The following is a 21135-nucleotide window of genomic DNA, read 5'->3' on the forward strand; positions in this document are numbered from 1 at the left end:
TGTCGCTGGAATGACTGCTATCGGAGCGGCCCTCGTTGCTTTTTTCATCTACATCTATGCGTATCGTCGTTATGGCGGTTTTTTAAGCAGCACGGTCTTTCAAATCCGTTCTGAGCAAATCACCCCGGCCCACACATTGCGCGATGACGTGGATTTTGTGCCAACAAAACGAAGCGTGCTTTTTGGCCACCATTTTGCGTCGATTACCGGCCTTGCCCCCATGCTAGGGCCAGCCGTTGCAGTTATTTGGGGTTGGCTACCGGCTCTGGTTTGGGTGGTGTTTGGCTCCGTTCTGATTGGTTGCGTGCACGACTTTTCTGCCTTGGTTGTATCGCTGCGTGCAGAAGGAAAATCGATCGGTGTGGTTGCCGAAGGGATCATGGGTCGCCGGGCTAAGACCCTCTTTTTGTTTATTATTCTTTTCGGGGTCGCGCTTGCGATGGGCGTTTTTGTGTTTGTCATCGCGCAGCTTTTTTCAACCAAACTCACCCCGCAAAAAGCCGGATACCCACAAGCCGCCCTTCCATCGCTTAATATTATGGTCCTAGCAGTTTTGATCGGCTGGTTAAGTTTCCGCAAAGGCTACAGCGTACGAAAGCTCGTTGCCTTCGCGTTTCCAATCACACTCGCATCGGTATTTGCCGGCATGCAATGGCCGACTTTTGGACTAGCTGAAAGTCTTTGGCCCAGCCCACTCACTTGGATTGCTTTGCTTCTTGTTTATGCACTTGCTGCATCCATATTGCCCGTGTGGTCGTTGCTGCAACCTCGTGATTTCTTAAATTCCTTGCTTTTGTATCTGGGTCTGCTTCTTTGCTATCTGGGATTCTTTTTGAGCGCTCCGGAGTTTCAAGCCCCGGCAGTGCGCTTTTCGCCACAAGGCGCGCCACCTCTTTTTCCTTTTGTTTTTATAATAATTGCCTGCGGTGCAGTCAGCGGCTTTCATGGCCTGGTATCATCTGGCACCACATCCAAGCAACTTGATAAAGCAGAGGACGCCAAAGCGATTACTTACGGCGGCATGATAGGAGAAAGTCTCTTAGGGCTGCTTGCTGTGTTTGCATGCACATGCGGGTTTCCTGATTCACAAAGCTGGGCGAAGCACTATGCAAACTGGAACTCTGCTCAGAGTTTAGCAACAAAACTGGATGCCTTTATTCAAGGCAGCGCATCGTTTTTGAATAGTGTAGGGATACCCACTGCGCTCGGCGCCACCTTCATGGCTGTCATTGTCGTATCCTTTGCACTTACAACCTTGGATTCAGCAACGCGTCTGTTGCGCTACAACATCGAGGAACTTGCGAAGAATTTTGGTTTTCGCTCCCTGCAAAACCGTTTTGCTTCATCAAGCTTCGCCGTGTTTATTATCGGCGCTTTCGCTCTTTACAAGGTCGATGGCAAACCGGCTGCGCTTGCACTTTGGGAGCTGTTTGGCACCACAAATCAATTGCTCGCCGGTCTTACCCTTGTAACAGTCACGCTCTATCTCAAACAACGCAAATTACCTATAATCTACACGCTTGTTCCGGCCATTGTTATGATGATGACCACCTTAGTTGCCATGACTGAAAAACTTCTTGAGTTCTGGCAGGGACAAAAACTTTTGTTGTTTGTGGTTGGTGGAATTTTACTCGTCTTCGCTCTGTGGATATTGGTGGAAGGATGCCTTGCTTGGTTTCGCAAAAGCGATCAAGACCGCAACCTTAGTCTCGATGTGTTTGAAAAAAGCTCATGAGCCTGCACCGGATTAAGGTTTTTGGCATGCCACCTTGGCTTGATGCTCAGCATTTACTTGGCGAGGGGACTTGGCATCGGCACAAATCCTATTGGCATAGCCAATTACACAGCAAGCAAGCAGCCGATGTGCAAGCACGTCTGCGCAACATGTGCATTGGCGGCGCTACGATTGAAACAGTCATCGAACCTGCCGTACCGCGGCAGGCCTATCGCAAAGCCCTGCACGAGGAAGCCGTGCGCATGCGGAACAAGACGCCTCTTTTCTCAGAAGCTCAGGCTTGCCTTGATCGTGAATCCCGAGCCTTTATAACACCCGAAGCGCTTGCTCTTGATATTGGAAAACTTGCCACAGAACGAAGCGTGCTCGATGCAGGTTGCGGTGTCGGAAGCAATGCTATCGCTTTTGCGCGTGAGGGCTGCGCAGTCACCGCTCTTGAAAGTCATCCGGAACGCTTGGCCATGGCCATGGCCAATGCAAAAATCTATGGAGTCCAAGAGCTTATTCACTTTAAACAGTCTCAAATCGATGCAAGAACACCCTTACCCCCTGCGGACATTCTATTTGTTGATCCTCCCTGGCTGGGACTTGAAAAAGAAAAAAGCAGTCTTACAGACTACCCTTTTTTAGAGCTCATGCTTGACCGATTTAACACCGAAAAAAAATGGCATGCCTTGTGGATTAAGCTTCCCATGCGTTTTGATTTAAGCTCGCTTGAAGGCTTTCGTCCCTTGGCTTTTTTCGGAAAAGGAAAAGGCGATTTTCGTCGAGTGAAGTTCCTACTATTGCAAAGCAGTCAATAACATTCTCTTATTGGATTTTCGCCGTGTAGTTCAAAAACAGAGCATGGGCTTGTTCGCCCGCCTGTTTGCGTAGCTCCGCAAGCTCGCTCGGATCTGCGCCCCTTTTTTCTGCCTTAGCCATGCACACCAAAGCCGCGACTTTTCGATTGCGAAAAAGCAGACTTCGAGCCAGAGCGCTGTACGCCTCCGCATCGTCTTTGCCGCTTGAAATCGCGCGACGAAACAAACCAATTGACGAGCCTTGTTGCCCACCCCGAAAAGCATGGACACCGAGTGCATAGTAGTATTGACCAGCAGCCGGTAAATCTTGCACCCACTGAATGGCCAGCCGGATTAACTCCTGCGGAACATGCTGTTCAGCGGCCTCACACCCCACCAAAGCTTCCGCCAAAAGAGCAAGCCCTTGAGCCAGCTGTTCTCGATCGGTATCCGATAATTTTGCGCCACCGGGGGTCCGCAAAAGGCGTGCTAACGGAGCTGGCCAAGCGCCCAGCAACTCGATAACTTGCCCCATATCGCCGCTATCGAAAGCCGCTTGGGCCTCGGTAACTTTTGAAAGATCAAGCGATACTTCCGCCTCGCCGCCGCCCCTTTCAGTGCTAAGTTTTAAAGCATGGCAGAGCGCATCCCGAAACTCACCAACGCTTAGAATCTCCTGACTTCCTTCAATCTCAATAAGCAGTTCTGGCTCTGGCTCCTTGAGCGTGAGCTCAAGCACCTTCATACCAAAGACCGACGCCATCAATAGAAAGGGAACTCCCACAAATTGTTGGACGTCCTCCCGATTGGGCCTCTCAGCGAGCGGTTCAAACTGCCCAGCCGCCACTAAAATAGGAGCAAGCAAGCGGTGACGGAATTCACTGAAGGTAAGTTCCTGAGTTTGCGGTTGTTCTCCGACACCAAATTCGATTACCGATGCTTCGGGAACAACCCGGTCCATCGTTATCGATGTGATGCGAACACCACATATAATCGAAAGAGCCGTGGTGTGATCCCCAAGAACTTCACAGACTTGCGCCAATCCGGGGTTCGACTCTTTTGCCTTTTTAAACCAATCACGTGGATAAAGGTCTTCGAGACGAATAACTTTGGGAGCGTTCGCCATGGGGCTACTGAGACCGTTCTCGATACCATTCGATGGTTTTACCCAAACCATCCTCCAGTTCGACATGAGCTTGAAAGCCCAAGAGATCACGCGCTTTGTCTGTATCGGGAATCCGCAAGGCAACATCGGGAAAATCCCAATCGACAAATTCAATCTTCGAGTTGCTTTTTGCAAGACTCACGACCAAACGTGCAAGCTGATAAATAGTCACAGTGCTTCGTGCATTGCCGATATTAAATGCTTCGCCAACGGCTTTGTCGCTTTGCATCGCCAGCAAAATACCTTCTACGATATCGTCGATATAACACCACGAACGAATCTGATCTCCGTTGTTGTGAATCTTTATACTTTCGTTTCGTAGTGCCCGTGTGACAAATGCATGCACGGCTCCTTCGCCCACCTGACCCGGACCATAGATATTAAACGGCCGGATAGAGCAGGCAGGAAGGCCATATTGCTTCCAGTAGTTGTGCGCCAGATGCTCCGTCGCTAGCTTGGAGACAGCATAGGTCCAGCGCGCCTCGCCGACTGCACCAAGACTGGTCACATCGGCCTCTCGCACGCGAAAAGCATAGGAGCCGAAAACTTCACTGGTTGAAAAATCGATAAAACGCTTAACGTTACTTTGTTCCCGTGCTGCACGAAGAAGATTCATCGTTCCTAGCAACGATACTTCCATGGTGGTCACCGGATTGTTTAACACGGTGTCCACGCCTGCGATGGAAGCCATGTGCACAAAGTACTCCATTCCCTTGGCGGCCTCATTAACAACATCCGCATCGCGAACATCTCCAACGCAAAGTTCAATATTTGGGTGAGTATCCAGACCAGCAACCGCAAGTGCGTTGCGTCTCAAGTTGTCAAGCACACGAATATGATTGTCCTCAGCCAGACGCTTGCATAATGCTGTTCCAATAAAGCCAGCGCCACCGGTGATAAGAATCTTTTGTTGTTTCAACATACTTGCACAAGGAGTTAGCACGAACTGACGGCCCTGGTCCATTAATGGCTAAGCACGACCGCCGAATGCGAGATTCCCACAGGCCACATCGCCGAAGGTGGTATTTCTAAGAAAAAATTGTGCGATTTTAATACTAGTTGCTCATATTCTGTGGGCAACTAATAATGAGGTATGACCGACCGTAAAGCAGCTCCGAGTCCGCCGCCTGCGCCGCGAGCGCAGCACAGCGTTGAAATCGACGAGGACGAAGTCACTCTTAAGCCCCCTATTGCGGAAAAACTTAGCTTTGCACTGGAGCAACTCAGCAACAAATCGAAGCATAAAGCCTCTCTTTCTGAGGAAGTTCTAGCTAACCTCAGACGTCTTATTCAGCTCGCATCAACCGACCCTCGACGCGCACTGTGGTGGCTGTTTCCTGTACCAGGAAGCTACGCGAGCTACGCGCCCAGGAGCGCCGCCCCGCCCAGCAGTCCCTTTGCAAGCCCATCGAGCGTGCTCCCCACAGCAGTGGCCTATGCCCTCTTGCTCCGCCAGGTTCATGCCTTTGCCGACGCAATTCCAACGGCGCTAGCCGTTATCGCACAAGCACGAAAAGTCGACGATAAGCGTAGAGAAATCGCTGCCTTACATGTCCTTGCGGATGCCTATTCGGGCTTGGGCCTCGGTTTTGAAGCGCAAAAATTCTCTGACTGCGCCGATTTATTGCAGCGAAAGTTGACGAAAGTAGAAGCTTCCTAAACACTAGATACGTGGGAGAACTTTACAGGGTAAGATATTGTAATCCATTGTGTTTTTTGACATGCGTGGTATCGACTCTTCTCGCGCCAGCTTGCGTCACCACCAAGCCGACAGCCCACCCTCAAAACATTAACACCGACGCAGCAACTCGCAGGTACCCTCCAGAAGCCAGCGGCGAACGCGCCGATTTTTCAACCCGCACGACATCGTTTGTTGATCCCGTCAGTCCCGCTGGGCAACGTGCACAAGGCATTTATCTTACCGGGCCGCTCATCCGACGCTACAAGACTGCGAAACGAATCGCTCAGCTTGCCAAGCAATCCCATGCCAACGCCGTCGTGATTGACATGAAAGACGATCAAGGACGTGTGTTCTTTCCGACTAAGATCGCAGAACTCCAACGGCAACGCGTCAATCATATCGAAAACCCTAAAAAACTTATTGCCGAGCTGAAAAAAGAAGGAATCTATACGATTGGTCGCCTGGTTTGTTTCAGTGATCCGAAACTCCCCTCGCGTGAACCGGAACGGGCCATTCTCGATACGCGCCAAAACAAACGAGACAAACCATGGGTGTCCTGGGGCAATGGAAGCACGTGGCTCAACCCTTGGCATCCGGCTAATCACGCTATGATTGTGCAAATGGCCAAAGAGGTGGCGGCGCTAGGCATTGATGAAGTACAGCTCGATTACATCCGTTTTCCAGTGGATCCGGGGACACGTTTTGCAAAGTATCCTTTTGAAAAACAAACGCTTCGACGTTTTGTCCTCAGAGACCTGCTACGCAAAGTCGATGAAAGCATCCGTGTACCGTTGAGTGTGGATGTCTTTGGTCTTACAGCTTTTCGCACGGGCGATCCAACGGGTCTCGGTCAATCCCTTGAAGACTGGACCGACTACGTCGAGATTTTCTCACCCATGCTTTATACGAACAACATGAAGTCATGGGGACGGCATGTTAAAACGGCACGCGCCTTTGCACTCGTCAACGCCGGTGTGCGCCAGCTCCGTCAGCGTCTCGGGCCAGAACCTATCATTCGCCCTTTCCTGCAAGCCTTTGCTGCTGGAGCAGACTACTACAACGCCGATTTCATCTCCGAGCAAGTGATCGGCTCGCGCTTAGCCGGAGCTGACGGCTTTCTTTTTTGGAACCCCGCATCGAACTACGGAACCGTCTCTAGAGCCATGCGCCGATCGAAAAACCGCAGCCCTTTCCCAATTAAAAAGCGCATGCAGCAACGAAGCAAGCTTTGGTCCAATAAAAGCAAATAACAAAACAGTCTGCTTTTGGCCTAATTTAATGACAAAACTGTCATTTTTTTACTAAATTCACGCCAATTCGCTAACCCGGCGTTAAAATAAGATGAGCTCACCTGAGTCGATGTGAAGGAAAGCCTTCAAATCTCACACGAATATTCGCTACCATAGGCCTGTGGAGGAGCCCCATTCAGTTCGCACTCTAAGGCCGCAGCAACATGACACTACTCGATCAGGCTAAGCCTCATAGCCATGCTGAATTTTCAAATTTGCTTTCCGGCTTAGCGGTAGACGGAAAAATCGCCCTTTTGAGAGCAGAAGAACAAGCTTGCGATGAGAGCAGTAAAAAAGCTGCCCTGCTCTATGAAATCGGAACCTTGATCGAAGAGAAACAGGGGAACGAAAGTTTAGCCATTCGCGAATATCTTGCAGCCTTTAATCTGGAGCCACAGTTTCGGCCCCCGCTCTATGCGCTGATTCGAATATTCGAAAGCAGACGTTCTTTTAAGAACTTATTAAAACTTTATGAAGCCGAAGCAAACGCCGCGGTCACACCGGAAGAGAAAGCCTCTGCTTTAGTGGATAGCGGCTGTCTGCTTGAAGATCATCTCGGTCAGGCCGAACTCGCACGTTCCATGTACGAAGAAGCTGTTGCGCTTGCCCCAAACTACCGAGTCGCGTGGCTCTTTTTGGAACGTTCTTACCAGGATGCAAACGACACGGAGGCTAGCGACCGCGCGCTGAGTGGTTTAGCGGCACATATTGAAGACAAAGAGTGGCAAAGTCTTTTGCAGCTCGAATTGGGCCTTCGACTGCACGAACGCGGACGCAGTGATGAAGCGCTCAAACTTTTGAACGCGGCATCGAAAGACAGTCCCTTTGAGTGGCGGTTCCTGCGCCAAATCGAATTCCTATGCCGCAAAGCTGAGCGCGATGATGCCTTGCTTGATATTTTAGAACGTTCTGCATTGCTTATTGACGAAGGGAGCAACACAAGACCACAGCTCATCTTGCCATTTAAGAACGGTTCTGATTTAGCAAAACGCTATGCGGCGTCTCTTTGGGCCGAAGCTGCTCGGCTGCGTGTAAAGCTAAACAGTGACTCGCACGGAGCCATGCACAATCTGCGTCGCGCAGTCGAGTTGTGTCCGCAAGAGCTGTCCTTGCGTTTGCAGCGTTGGTTTCTCGCCGCTCAAACAAGCGATTACGCCCAAGCCTTGGAAGACATTAACTTTCTGTTGACCCAAAACCCCGGCCAAGACTTAAACGCTGCTTTGCAATTCGGCTTAGCAGAACTTGCAAGAGCCCAAGGCGATTTAAAAAAAGCAAAACACATCGCGCAGCGTGTGCATGAAGCCTATCCACAAGCGAAGAGTCTTGAAGTGTTCATTCGAGATATCGCAACTCAAATGGCGAGTCCGGAAGCCGCGGTTGAACTTCTAAGTCGCCAAGCTCAACGTCTTGGCGGAGCCGGTCAGAGTTGGTGGGAAGCAGCTCACATCGCTGCCGATGATCTCCAAAACCCAATGAAAGCCCGTTCGCTTTACGAAAAAGCGCTTAAGGCAAATGACGATGAAACTGCTGTGCTTCGTGAAATGTATGGCAGCCTATTGCGCCTTGGCGATTTGTATGCCGCCCAAGAGTCGGGTGCAATTCTTTTAGAAAAAGAGCTTTCGGAAGGTGAGCACAGTGCACTGCTGCGTGATCAATATGAACTTTTGCGCGATGTTTTTGGCGATAGCGGTGCAGCCGAGGAACTACTGAACGATGCCATAAAGCAAGAGCATGCGCATGAATGGGTGCTCGATACCGCACGACTTTTCGGAGCCATGCAGGATAACACAGAACTTTGTGCAAAAGCTCACGACCAACTTGCTGGGCGATGCAATGACAAACGACTTGCAGCTGCTCACTATTGTGCAGCCGCACGGGCAAGCGCACGCTCAAGCCGACGCATGGTTGCCGCTCAGTTCCTAAAAAAAGCGTTAAGTCTTGTCCCCGACCATGCCTATGCGCTCGCTTTGCTCGAGACCTTACTTAACTCAGGCGAAAAAACCTTTGAACTCATGGAAATCGTTCAGGAGGTCGCATCGCAGCACATCGAGCATTCCGGAATTGAAACATCCTTGCTCACAAGTGCAATCGAAGCAGATCTTAACGGAGATATCCCTAACGCAATCCGGATGTACCGACAGCTCAGCCACATTAGCCAAGGAGCCCTTGCCCCGTTGTGGCATCTCCGTCGTATTGCGCATCGGCAAGGCAGCAATGATCTGCTTGCCGAGGTATTGCATAGTCTTTACGAGCTTGAACAAAAGCAATCCCGTTTTGGACACGCCACATTGGAGTGGGGGGAACATCAATCGTACTTTCAAGGAAATTATAACGCTGCGGAAGAACTCTTCAGTCAGGTGTTTCATCACCCTGACATCGGCTTTGCAGCTGCACTTAGTGTGCTGAGCCAACCCCTTACTCCGGAACACAGCGAACATCGCAGCGCAGCCGTTGAGCAAATGCTGAAATGGACACAAGGATCGCATCGCGAAAACCTTAGACAAGATCGCTGTGCTCTTCTGGGCGAAGGGGCTGAGGCGGTGGATTCGCTGGAAGATTTCGTTGAAGAATACCCAGAGAACATGTGGGCTCGACTCACCCAGCTTTCGCAATGGACCGTGCGCCCTAATGAAGGAGAGCGAAGAGCCCACACTTTGTTAGCGCTCGCAAAGCTTAGCAAAGATCCTCACGCCGCCGCCGACATCATGTTGCATGCTTTACGAACCGTCATGATTTCGGATGCCGAAGACGCTTACGGCGATGCGGTCATTTTCGCACATGAGATTAATCCCAAGAACGATCCAATGATTGCCGCACTCGCTTTCGATGAAACATTGAGCGGAGGCGATGACCCGGAAACACGCGCACGCGCTCTTGAAACATGGAACGACCGCGCTGGATCCGAGTGGGGGCCAGGCATTCGCGCGGCGCTTGGTCGCGCGTTGGTCGCTTCAGGGCGCTACGACAGTGCATTCCAAGTACTTAGCGATGTGGTCAATACAGACCCAGACGATTTGGCTTCGTGGGAAGCCTTGGGTCTCGCCGCGGAGAAACTCGAGAACTGGGAAGAAGTCGCTTGGGCACGAGAGCAAATGGCAGAACGCAGCCCCGATCCACTCAAAGCAAAACTTCTCGAACAAGCAGCAAGCGTGTGGATCGATAAGTTAGGTGAACCTACGGAAGGCGAAAGACGCTTACGCGTCGCACTCAAGCTTAGGCCTGAACTTAGCACCGCTTTCGACCGCTATCACAACCTGCTTCGTGACCGAAAAGACACCAACGCTTTGTTGGAACTGCTCGCGATGCGACTGCCCGTTGTTACGGACAACAAGCAATTCAGCAAACTTCTTTACGAACAAGCTATCTTGTTCCGATCCATTGGAAACTTAGAAGGGGCAAAGCACTCCGTTGAACAACTACTCGACCACGACGGGGCACATATTGGAGCGCTGGCACTACTCTCCGAAGCCAACACCGCTTTGGGTGATTGGGAAGGTGCCATCTCGGCACTACGCCGGCTGGCCAGCAGTGAAGTTCCACTCTCCCAAAAACGAGTCGCTCGTTTGGCATCGGCCAATCTTCTTGAAAACAAAATGAACGATTCACTTTCGGCGTTTGAAGAGCTCTTGCTCCTTCAAAAAGAATATCCCAACGATCCAGAGCTAAGTTTACGTATCGGTAGTCTCGCTGAGAAACTTGGAAACTTCAAAAAGGCTATCGAGATCTGGGAGAATCTCGCGACTGAATCGGAGGGGGAGCAACGAGGCGTTTACTACAAATTTGTCGCGAGAATATATCGTCACCAGATTGGAGAGGCGACTCCCGCCATACGCGCCTACGAAGAGGCTCTAAAAGCCAACCCGACCGACGCGGATGCTTGTGAAGAAATCCTTGCGTGCGACATCGACGGAAAAGCCAAACGTCGAACGATTCGCAATTTCCAAATAGGTCTTTATGAACATCTTCAGAAGCATCCATTTTCGCCTGAACTCATGCGGCAGTTGCTACGTTCGGCAAATTGGGCGGAAGAAAGAGACCGACAAAAAGTAGTTCTTGAGGCCATGCGATGTTTGGGCTTTGCTAGCCAAGAGGAACTCCAACAATTGGATCGCCTGCAGAGAACCGAGCAGTTTCGTTTTGAAAGCAACTTCGATGAACGTGTGCTCGAAGAATTGCTCCAGCACAATGTGCATAGTCCCGTTGACGAGATCGGACAGCTTATTGCTGAAGAGTTCTGCTCTAAGTCCTTCGTGTCGCTCGAAACCGCAGGGCTCTTTAAGCAGAATCGAATCAAAAAACGGCACGAGAACGCCGAACGAGAAGAATTGCGAAAAATTGCTGCTTTATTCTCTGTTCCAATTGGCGATTGCTACATGGACCTTGACTCCCCGAGTCGCATCATAGCGGTGCAACGTGGCACGGACCTCTATTGGGGTATTGGCTCGAATCTTCTTGCCCCCTTCGCCTGTGCCCAACGTTTTGAAATAGGGCGCCAGCTTTTCGGAATCCGCTCCGGCGTCTTACCGTGGGTTCACCGTGGAGCGACGGAAACCAGCGCTCAGATTTTTTCGATTGCTGAATCGATGGGGAAGAGATTGTCCTCCGGGGTTGGTTATTTTGTTCAAAACGAAATGAGCGATCACAGCGTTCGACAGTTTAGTGGGCGAAACAAACGTAAACTTAATAGTTTATGGAATGAAATGGATTCGCGAGGCGACAGTATTCTTGCCTACGCGCGAAGTATCGAATTCGCCTCGGCCGCCGTAGGCTTGATCCTCTGTGGCAATCTGCCTGAAGCTCTTGGTGTAATCCTCGATGGCCCTATCGACAAACATCGCGTTCATCAATCGCGCTTAGCGCGCGAACTGATTTCCTTCTGGATTTCCGATCGAGCCATCCGAATAAGGCGACAACTGGGGGCGACTCAATGAATGACAATTGGGAAAAATACCCGCCCATGGAAGCTGTAGACAACGATGGACGGAACATGAGCCTCGATGATGAACTCGATTCGTTGCTGACGGATCTTGAAGAGATTAACGATGACCACGCCTCCGTTGTCGTGCCCCTTGCTTCCATCCTGCAACAAGGCATGCCCTCGAGCAGACAAAGGTCCGAGCGGCGCACTCTTGACGACGATGACGACCTTGGTTTTTCCGCAGAAGAAACCCAACGCAGGGCCAATCCTCAAAAACGTCCTCTTGCTTTGCATACTGAGTTGCCTCCACTGGAAGGTGAAGCAAGTCGTCAGATTGAAATTCAAGCAGCGCCGGAGGACTTTGGGGCAGCCGCAGCACTACAATCATTCGGTATTGAAAGCACAAGCGAGCGTCGTCCTCTCTCCCTTCCTACTCAAGAGTTAACCGAGCGGGTATTGCTTTTGAGTGAGTTGGCTGCATCGAAAGCCGGCAGCACGAGTGCACGACTCTACGTTGCTGCAGCAGAGCTTTGTGAGCAAGTTGGCAATGCCGACCTAGCTCGTGATTTATACCGCAAAGCACTGGAAGCATCTCCGCTGGATCTCGTCGCGCTTCGTGCACTAAGGCGAGACGCCGTTACTCGACGCGCATGGAGTGAAGCCGCCCGTCTTTTAGAGTCTGAAGCTTCGTTACCACTAAGCCCCAACGAACGGTCTTTGGCACTTAGTTTCCTTGCAGAGATTCAGTGGCAGCGCCTTGCCGACCCTGTCTCCGCGCTGAATTCAGCCCAGCAAGCAGCGCAACTGCGACCCCAATCGGTTATGGCTGGCCTCGCTCTATCGAACCTCTACCTTGTCAACGGAAACATGGAACGAGCTTTTTTGGAGCTTGAGCGGGTAAGCCGTTACTGGGGCGACCGAGAAGCACGCTCAGCCCTGTCCTTAAAATCAGCATACTATTCTGAGAAACAAGGAGACTGGAAACACGCTCGCAGGCAATTTGAAGCGGCCCTAAAGGATGCTCCGACATCCCTTTGCGCCCTGCTGGGTATCGTGCGTTCCTCACGAGCAACAGCCGACCTCGATCGTGCAGTTGCGGCACTAAAAACAGCAGAGAACTCAGCTGAAACTGGCACAAAGGAGTATTTCGCTTGGCTTAGCTCGCGTTTTCTTCAGTTTTACTTAAATCGCCACCGTGATGCGGCTCGCTTATTGTCTGAAGCACGCGGACCACTTGCTTTGCGATCAAGGGTCGATGCGACGCTGGTTCGCGAGCAGGAGGACAGCAAAGCGGCAGCGTTGCGAGACTGGGTAGCGATCGCGGGTAGCTCGCATCGAGCTCTTGGGCTAATTGAAATGGCCATCTTGGCTTTACGGACAAACAAGATTGAAATCGCTCGAAAATGCCTAGCTGAAGCTACGTTATCGGACAGCGAAGTAAAAAGCATCGAGGCTCTACGTGAACTCATGGCTCGCCGTTTTTCTGATTCTGAATCGGCAATGATCAAGGCAGCACAAGATACGAATCAGAAAGGTTCAGGAAACACCGCTGTCGCAAGAGCAGCACGACTGGTTGCAGACCCCCGAAAACTTACCGAGGAAAAACAATGGTTAGTTCATGCTTCTGAAGATGAGCAACACGCCATTTGCGCGGATGTACTTTTACTCGACCTAGCTGCGATTATGAACGACACCTCTGGGATTATCGATGGGCTTAAGCACCACGCTCTACGCTCTCCACCGTCCCGAAGGATAGGCCCTCTTCTTGCGCTCGCAGAATTTGCAGCAAGAGAGGGTGACACCGAAAACGCTCTAAAAACATTGCAACAAGCTCATGACCTAGAACCAGGGAACCCGGTGGTTCTTAGACCACTCGGTCGTCTCTCCCAAGCTATTTCCCGAGAGCGCGCAGCGGGACTTTGGCTTGAAGAAGCACATCACAGTAAAGGCAGCCAAGCTGCTTTTGCCGCTACCAATGCGGCACGTCTTTTATCTGCCTCAGAAAGCCAAGCGGTCGAAGCGCTTCACGTAGCTTTAAAAGCATACCCACTGTATGGACCTGCACGCTGGTCGTTGGAGAAGATACTCGTTAAAAATGGCGACAGAAAATCAGTAGCGGAGCTACATAATTCGCTTCAAGAAAATTCCCGAACGCGCCCATCTGGAATGAGCACAAATTAAGGGCCTATTGGAACTTTTGGCCGACCTCTCCTGATGAAGCAATGCTGGCACTCGCTTCAGCCCTTGATTTATTTCCAGACGACCCGATTTTGGGGATGCTGCTTCTACGCTATGACAACACAACGCACTCCACTCAGCGACTGCGAATCGCGCAGACACTGCTGAGCAGGGATTCTTCAACTCTTGCACACGCTTTCGTGCTTGACGCAGCTTGGCAGTGCCTAGCACGCGGCGATTTGCAAACGAGCACTGCTTTTCTTACGCAACACAGCCAACACAATCCTACGGATCCCTTTCATTTTCGCATTGCAGATCATCTAAAAAGCGACCCAACGAAACTCATCGCGGAAAGCATTCGTGCCTCTGATCAAAGCGTGCAGAATGACTCGACTGTTTTTGCTGTTGAACATCTTTGCACAATCACCAATACAATTTTAAAAATCCCTCAAGCAAATTTGAGAGCTTTGCAACTGCTGTCCGACCAAAACCCTACCAACAAAGCACTTGCCAGAGCACTTCAACGCAGTTTCATTCAACTCGGCAACAAAGACGAACTGAGTTCTATCGACGCTCGCATGGGAGAACTTCTCGATTCCGTATCGGATTGCACCACGCACACAAGAGCTGCAGCTCGTTATGCGCTCTCTCAGTCGTCGGCACGAGCTAGCGCAGCAGACAAAATCTTACTACGCACCGATGAAACACAACTTTCGGATTCGTGGATTGCGCGACGTCTACTCGGAGCAGCATTGCGAACGAACAACATCGAGCGCACGGCTATCTCACGACAAATTATTGCTGAAGGCGCTTCCCGCAACAGTGAAAAAGCACCTTTTGCGTTGCGCGCCGTAAGTGTGCTTGAATTCCAAGGGCAGTCGCAGGAAGCAGCCAACCTCCTTACCAAGTCCATCGGTGGGAACGAGGTATCTTTTCACTTTGAGGAAGAACTCGCGCGACTTTTCTTTGAAATGGGAGAAGGGAAAGCTGCAGCTGAGCATTTTGAAGCTGCTGCGAGACTCTGCCACCTACCCTCGCATTCCCTTTGCCTTTGGCATCACGCCGGCAGTATCTGGCAGGACGAGGTCGCAGATCGAACAAAAGCGGTTGCCGCATTGGAACAAGCCGCGGCTATCGACATCGCCTATTCCGATGTTTTTGACCGCTTGCGACGTCTTCTCCAAGACCATGGTGGACTGCGTCAGCTTGCAGCACTCACCCTGGAACGCATTAAGGCAGGAGGGGACCCCAGGTCCGTCGTCGAGTTACATGTACAGCTTGCAGATCTCTACCAGCAACTTGGAAAAGCTGACGAAGCTAAGAAACACTTGGAACTGGCCCTGTCGACTGAGCCGGATCATCTCGATGCTCTGCGGGAATTTGCCGAGCTTTCGAGTGCATCAGAGAGCTGGGAGGATGCGGCTAATGCGTACATCCGAATTGCACGAATCTCCCGCGACCATGATGAGCTGCGACGAATTTTTTTGGCTCTGGGCAGTATTTATGAATCAAAAACACCCGATGCAAAGCGTGCGGAAGCTGCGTTTAAGCGTGTGATTCGCATTGCTCCCGATGACCTTACTGCAATGCAGCGACTTGCCAAAGTCTATGTCGACGACGGAAACATGGCTCAGGCTATTGAGACCCTTAGTCACCTTGTAGATAAAGACTTGGATCCGGAACGTAACAGAGATCACCGCCTAAAACTCGCTCAGGCCTACGAAAGTAGTGGGAAGCTGCGCCAAGCTGAGCAGACTTTAGAAAGAGCTCGGAAGCATACGCCAGCGGATATCATCGTAATTCAGTCTCTGGCTGATTTCTACGACCGCCAAGGTGCGACCAGCGCTTACGCCATGCACCTAAACCGGGCCACCGACGATTTCCGCCATGCTATCCGCAATGACCTCAGTGACGCCGCAGCGTGGCACGGACTCGTGAGGGTTTTAGGTTGGAGAGAAAAACACGATGCGGCCAGAGCTTGTGCATCAGCGGCTCTTTCAACAGGAATCGTCGACATCGAGATTTCTAAATTACTTTCTCCTGACGGCGCCGCTCGTTTGGACATACAAAATGCATCCAATGACGAACTGGACCAACTCCTGAGTCCTGAGATGCTTGCGCCAGCAGTGCGTACGCTTTTCACTCTTAGCGCATCGGCTATGGAAAAATTATTCCCGATCGACCTGCGAAGCTTCAAGGCTCAAAAGATTGGCCGTCGCGAAAAGTCCCGTGAAATCGCTGATCGGGTTTCTGCTCTACTAGGCCGAAGCGCAGCGCACGTGCACGTAACTGAGTCAACATCACATCTCTGTGTCCCTATCAGTTCAAACCCTCTGTCGATTTTAATCAGTCGTGATCTCATCGAGACAACCAACGATGACGAGCTGTTCTTCCTGATGGCTCGCGCCATAAAAGTGGCAGACAGTTCTCTGTCCGTCACAAGCCGAACGAAGCCTTACGATGTTGCCCTGCTTTTGGCCTCGGTAATTCACATCTGCGATCCGGAATTCTTTCCTCCCGGAATCGAGATTGAGGAACTTGAAGTCTATTCAAAGCACATGAATAAGTACCTGTCCAAACGCCTCAAGCAGCAAATCATACCACATGCCTTAGAGGTTTCTGCAATGCAGAACTTTGATCCAGGTATTCTCGGCAATCTTGCATTCCAGCTGGGAAGCCGTTTTGGCTTGCTGCTTCTGGGTTCAGCCCCATCAGCCGTGGCTGCGCTCCTCAAACTTCACGGACACCCCGATCCTTCTTCAAACTTGGCCCGTCGCATAGTAGCGATTCGCGAGATTAATGAGTTATCTTCACTTATTAGTTTCGCAATATCAGAAGAGCACTTTGAAGCCAGACTAAGAGTGAGTACTCAGAAAAGCTAGTATGCAAATCGCACTTATTGGAAAACTCTCATCACATGTCGAACTGCTTTGGCGCGCTTGTGAGCTCTCGCTTCTAGAACGTCGTGTCGATCGCATGATGGTGCTCGACACGGAGCAAAAGGTTCGGGCCCAACTCAAGACATGGAACCATGGAGCGTCTTCGTCTCAAGACGCACCTCACACCAAAGATCAAAAAATTGTTGAACTTGGCGTCAACGGAACAAGTCAACAAATCGAATCCTACCTCGAAACGGAAGGGATTGCCCAACGCACTTCGGACATACACGCTTTGCCGGATCTACATACGCGCATTATCGAAGTAATGGACGGTGAAATCGTTTTTTTCATCCATGATAAATCAGTGCTTAACGAGGACGACATCGCAAGCACAAAACTCATTGTTTATGGCAAAGGAGACACTCTCGACCTGCGTGCATTTGGAAGCCGACACTTTTTTTGTCCGGGACCCATCGCCGATGAAAAGCTCTCAATCATTCGTTCTGTTAAAAATGGCCTTATCGAAATTGAGTGCCTTGATTTCAAGGGAAACACCGAATGGAAAAAGTCCCTTAGTCCCAAAACACCTCGTTTGAGCATCACCTAACTTCAATGAACGCGCAAAATGAAACAATTGGTCTATTCGGAGGAAGTTTCGACCCTCCTCATCTCGCTCACGTCTTGGTTGGAACCTATGTGCTTTCTTCTACACACGTTGATCGCATTGTTGTCATTCCAACCTATGTTCATCCTTTTTCAAAGAAACTCGCGCCCTACGAACATCGGCTGCGCATGTGTGAGCTTGCGTTTTCAGACTTGAAACGTGTTTCCGTTTCGGACGTAGAGGGTGTTCTCGGTGGAGAAAGTCGAACACTGCGCACCGTTGAACATCTTTCAAAAGAAATGCCAAACAAGCAACTGCGACTGATCATTGGATCAGACCTCGTCAAAGAAACCGAGAGATGGCACAGATTTGATCAGATAAAGAAAATGGCGCCACCTTTAGTTATTCCTCGTGCATCGCTAGATATTCATAGCCCACTTGGAATTCCACCAATTAGCTCCACCGAAGTTCGAGAACGTCTGCGCACCAATGAGGAGATGAGTGGCTGGCTTCCAGAAATCGTCACCGAGTACATACGAACTCAAAAATTGTATCAGGACTAGCTGCACTGCTCAGCCTTACCGCTAACGCTTTCGCCAACCGCACAGTTACTGCGCTTCGATCGCGATATCTCCGTCCTTTATTTTCAAACACACACTGCTACCAGCAGAAAGCTTCTTAGAAAGCAACGCGTCAGCGAGCGGAGCTTCAATCAAACGGCTGACAGCTCGGTTCAAAGGCCGTGCTCCAAGCTCAGAGTCAAATCCGCCTTGATCCATAAGCACATCAACGACATTGTCTTTGTATTTCAAAACAATGCCGTTTTGGTCAAACAACTTCTCCTGAAGGCTCGCTAAACGCTTCTTGGCGATTTTAACCACTTCAGATTTTGTAAGCGGCAAGAAAACCAATGGCTCATCGATTCTATTCCAAAGCTCAGGCGCTAACGAGCCACGCGCTGCATCTAGAGCAGATTTTCTAGAATCGTTTTTTGCCAAAACATCGTCTTCAAAACCAATCGAGTTGTGCTTAATAAAAGCTTTTGCTCCAAAGTTTGAAGTCATCATGATGATGGTATGTGTAAAATCAACCGTCCGCCCACGCGCATCACTTAGCCGACCTTCATCGAGAAGAGGAAGCAAGGAAAGCAGTACTTCACGATGCGCTTTGTCGATTTCGTCAAGCAAGATAAGTTGGTAAGGACGATTTCGAACCGCCTCGGTAAGCTGACCACCCTCATCGTGCCCAATATAGCCAGGAGGGGCGCCAAGCAGTCTTGCCACGGCGTGCGCTTCGCTAAACTCAGCCATATCAAAGCGAGCAATTTCAATCCCAGGAAAAAGAAGTTCAGAAATAGCCTTTGCGAGTTCTGTTTTTCCGACACCCGTTGGTCCAAGCGCCAAAAACACACCAAGTGGCCCATTGCCAAGAAAACCAGCGGCGCTCTTTCGAAGCGACGCGGCAACTTTCGCAACAACCTCGTCTTGCCCCACAATCCGCTCAAGTAGCTTATCTTCTAACTGCAAAAGGCTATCCGCGTCCGTCTTCAACAAACGCTCCACGGGAACGCGACTGTGTTCACTGATGACTTGAGCAATATCATGATCCGTCACCCGGTTTTTTCCTGCACGCTTTATTCGAGCGGCGGCAAGATCAAGTGCACCGATAGCCTTGTCGGGCAAAAAGCGATCGTGGATATAGCGCGACGACAAAGTCACAGCCAATGCAACGGCATCATCATCGAAACTTACGCCATGGTGTTTAGAATAAACCGCCTCTACTCCGCGCAGGATTTGGATGGACTCTGATTCAGAAGGCTCCTGAATGAACACTCGCTGAAACTGTCTTGCAAGTGCCGGATCGCGTTCAATATGTCGGTTGTATTCTCGCTCGGAACAAGCCCCAATACTGGAAATGCTCCCCGAGCTAAAAGGGCTTTAAACTCACTGGAGAGCTCATCAACGGCATCGCCAGCTGCCAGAATGGTGTGGATATCGTCCACGAAAAGAAGCACCCTGCCTTTAGCGGCTTTTAGTTCATCGGCAAGCATGCGCAGACGTTCTGTCAAAGCTCCGCGAACTGCGGTCCCAGCAATCAGGCTTCCTACGCCCATTTCAACGACCACGGTCGGATTGACCTCGTTTTGGCGTCTCGCTTCACGGACCATGCGACTAACTAGGCCGTGAACCAAAGCGGTTTTACCAACCCCGGGAGGTCCAACCACAACGGGATTGTTTGCCTTTCTTCGGGCCAGCACATCGAGCAGCGTTTCAATGTCCTGCTGCCGGCCGACCACACAGTCGAGCGCGCCCATATCCGCATCGAGGCTTAGATTGTGGCCCAACTTAGCCAAAACGGGAAAGCACTTACTATCCAACGCGAAGAGGGACTCAGAGCCACGGATTTTCTTGTAAGATCCTGTTTCAAGGTTCTCTTGTGGTAGTTGCTTTGTTTTGCTAGGTGCAGCAACCCGCAAGGCCTGGGGCTTCGGTTCCACCTTAACTTCTTTTGCTTTTTCTTCGCGCTGCTCTGAAAACGTTTGTCCAGAGTTCAAAATAGCCCGCGCTACGGTTTTGTTTTTGGACGTTGAAGCCAACATCTGTCTGGAAGCAATACGGCGCCCGCCCTGCCCTAGTAAGTCAAGTGCTTGTTGCTCGATACCGGTGGGACTTCCAACAATCTCCGCTAGGCACCGATAAGCTGCGCTCCGCGATTCTCTGCTCAAAGCTAACAGCAAATGAAGAACGCCCGGCTGCTTTAGGCCAAAACCCTGCGCAAGACGCGAAGCCTTCTCAAGACTCACCTCCATAGCGCTCAGGGATTCATCCGAGTGCTTCTTCAAAGCAGCCGCAAGGGCGGCTTCGCTAAGGCCGTTTTCTGCCAAAACTGCGGCTGGCTTGCCGCCATGTTGCAGCATAACCAATAGCAAATGGGAGGTGGTTAAGGTCTGCCCCCGACGACGGGCAGCTCGAGATGCTTTTCCAAGCAGGGTTGCCAACTCTTTTCCCATGATCCTATGTCCGATACCTGCTTGAGAGCTTAAAAGCCAATTTTTTCGTAACACAAGCCTGCCGTCTTGACGCGCAGGCTGCTTAGCGCCAGTTTAGCCGCCAGACCATGCACGCTGCTGATCTTATCGCCCAATTGAGCGCTGGAAAGCCTTCTTCGCGGGTTTTTGTCCTTGTTGGGACCGAGACAGTTTTTCAAAAACGCTGCCTTGATGGGATCAAATCCTGGACCCATGAGCTGGGTTTGCGAGCCGAAGATATCGAATTGCATCGTGGACCTTCGATCCCAATTGCTGCTGTGCTCGAAAGCCTGCGAACTCCGCCCATGTTTGCCAGCACCCGTGCTATTTTCATCCAGCAAGCCGAAACACTAAAAAGCAATGCTTTAGACAATCTTGCCGAGATACTGAAGACACCACCAACCGATGCCATTGTTGTGCTTCAAGCAGAAAAGCTTGACGGTCGAAGCCGCTTTGCAAAACTCGCCAAGGACAAGGGGTACTGGATTGACCTTCAGCCCTTAAAAGGACCGGCTCTAAAACGTTTCGTCATTCACCAGGCTAAAAGCCTTGGTCATGCTCTTAGTGACCACGACGCAAGTCTGCTAATTGATAGTTGTGGCTCAGAGCTTGTAAACATCGATGATGCACTTCAAAGGCTCTCGCTTTTTGTCGGCCCATCCCAGCGCATCGACGCTGCATCCATTGAAAGCTGCATCACTCAACTGCCAAATGCCACCATCTGGGATTTAGTGGATAGTGTTGGAGCGTCTCAAACAAAGCAAGCGCTTCGCAGTCTCGAGCAGCTACTCAAAGAAGGGGAGCCTCCTTTGCGATTACTCGCCATGCTCGCCCGCCAATTCGCATTCTTGGACGATTTCGAAGTGCTTTAGACTC

General features: G+C 50.8%; 14 protein-coding genes. 10 read left to right on the top strand and 4 right to left on the bottom strand.

Features of this window, described 5'->3' with window-relative positions:
• The first annotated feature begins 10 nt into the window (after nt 1-10).
• On the top strand, nt 11-1735 hold the full coding sequence (locus IPJ88_14985) for a carbon starvation protein A (protein QQR89487.1): 1725 nt from the start codon (nt 11-13) through the stop codon (nt 1733-1735).
• Nucleotides 1736-1761: 26 nt separating this feature from the next.
• On the top strand, nt 1762-2538 hold the full coding sequence (locus tag IPJ88_14990) for a methyltransferase (protein QQR89488.1): 777 nt from the start codon (nt 1762-1764) through the stop codon (nt 2536-2538).
• 7 nt (nt 2539-2545) lie between these two features.
• On the opposite strand, the gene IPJ88_14995 is transcribed toward IPJ88_14990, so the two are convergent.
• Together IPJ88_14995 and IPJ88_15000 are read right to left on the bottom strand one after the other, a co-directional pair.
• Complete coding sequence (locus tag IPJ88_14995; protein QQR89489.1) at nt 2546-3643, bottom strand: hypothetical protein; 1098 nt, start codon at nt 3641-3643, stop codon at nt 2546-2548.
• A gap of 4 nt (nt 3644-3647) precedes the next feature.
• Nucleotides 3648-4604 carry an NAD-dependent epimerase/dehydratase family protein gene (locus tag IPJ88_15000; GenBank protein ID QQR89490.1) on the bottom strand — a complete coding sequence of 319 codons (957 nt, stop codon included), beginning with the start codon at nt 4602-4604 and terminating at the stop codon, nt 3648-3650.
• Nucleotides 4605-4775: 171 nt separating this feature from the next.
• Between IPJ88_15000 and IPJ88_15005 the strand changes: the two genes are divergently transcribed.
• The 7 genes from IPJ88_15005 to nadD all read left to right on the top strand — a co-directional run bounded on the left by IPJ88_15005 (nt 4776) and on the right by nadD (nt 17794).
• Nucleotides 4776-5342 (top strand): hypothetical protein, encoded by a 567-nt coding sequence (locus IPJ88_15005; protein ID QQR89491.1) that lies wholly within the window; start codon nt 4776-4778, stop codon nt 5340-5342.
• Between the two features lie 65 nt (nt 5343-5407).
• A complete protein-coding gene (locus IPJ88_15010) occupies nt 5408-6613 on the top strand; it encodes a hypothetical protein (protein QQR89492.1) in 1206 nt (401 codons plus the stop codon).
• 203 nt (nt 6614-6816) lie between these two features.
• Nucleotides 6817-11583 carry a tetratricopeptide repeat protein gene (locus IPJ88_15015; GenBank protein ID QQR89493.1) on the top strand — a complete coding sequence of 1589 codons (4767 nt, stop codon included), beginning with the start codon at nt 6817-6819 and terminating at the stop codon, nt 11581-11583.
• Nucleotides 11580-13751 carry a hypothetical protein gene (locus tag IPJ88_15020; protein QQR89494.1) on the top strand — a complete coding sequence of 724 codons (2172 nt, stop codon included), beginning with the start codon at nt 11580-11582 and terminating at the stop codon, nt 13749-13751. The genes IPJ88_15015 and IPJ88_15020 overlap by 4 nt, the downstream gene beginning before the upstream one ends.
• Nucleotides 13752-13792: 41 nt before the next feature.
• Complete coding sequence (locus IPJ88_15025) at nt 13793-16630, top strand: tetratricopeptide repeat protein (GenBank protein ID QQR89495.1); 2838 nt, start codon at nt 13793-13795, stop codon at nt 16628-16630.
• A 1-nt stretch (nt 16631) separates the two neighbouring features.
• On the top strand, nt 16632-17234 hold the full coding sequence (locus IPJ88_15030) for a hypothetical protein (protein ID QQR89496.1): 603 nt from the start codon (nt 16632-16634) through the stop codon (nt 17232-17234).
• Between the two features lie 5 nt (nt 17235-17239).
• Nucleotides 17240-17794 (top strand): nicotinate (nicotinamide) nucleotide adenylyltransferase, encoded by a 555-nt coding sequence (gene nadD, locus IPJ88_15035; GenBank protein ID QQR89497.1) that lies wholly within the window; start codon nt 17240-17242, stop codon nt 17792-17794.
• 45 nt (nt 17795-17839) lie between these two features.
• On the opposite strand, the gene IPJ88_15040 is transcribed toward nadD, so the two are convergent.
• Together IPJ88_15040 and IPJ88_15045 are read right to left on the bottom strand one after the other, a co-directional pair.
• Nucleotides 17840-19063: an ATP-dependent Clp protease ATP-binding subunit gene (locus IPJ88_15040; GenBank protein QQR89498.1), complete on the bottom strand. Its 1224-nt coding sequence runs from the start codon at nt 19061-19063 to the stop codon at nt 17840-17842.
• Nucleotides 19009-20241 (bottom strand): ATP-dependent Clp protease ATP-binding subunit, encoded by a 1233-nt coding sequence (locus IPJ88_15045; protein QQR89499.1) that lies wholly within the window; start codon nt 20239-20241, stop codon nt 19009-19011. Before IPJ88_15045 ends, IPJ88_15040 begins: the two co-directional genes overlap by 55 nt.
• 107 nt (nt 20242-20348) lie before the next feature.
• Here IPJ88_15045 and holA point away from each other — a divergent pair, with 107 nt between their 5' ends.
• Entirely contained in the window at nt 20349-21131 is a 783-nt protein-coding gene (gene holA / locus IPJ88_15050; GenBank protein QQR89500.1) for a DNA polymerase III subunit delta, read from the top strand.
• The last annotated feature ends 4 nt before the right edge of the window (nt 21132-21135 follow it).

It is taken from the genome of Myxococcales bacterium, assembly GCA_016699535.1.
Taxonomy (GTDB): Bacteria; Myxococcota_A; Polyangia; order Polyangiales.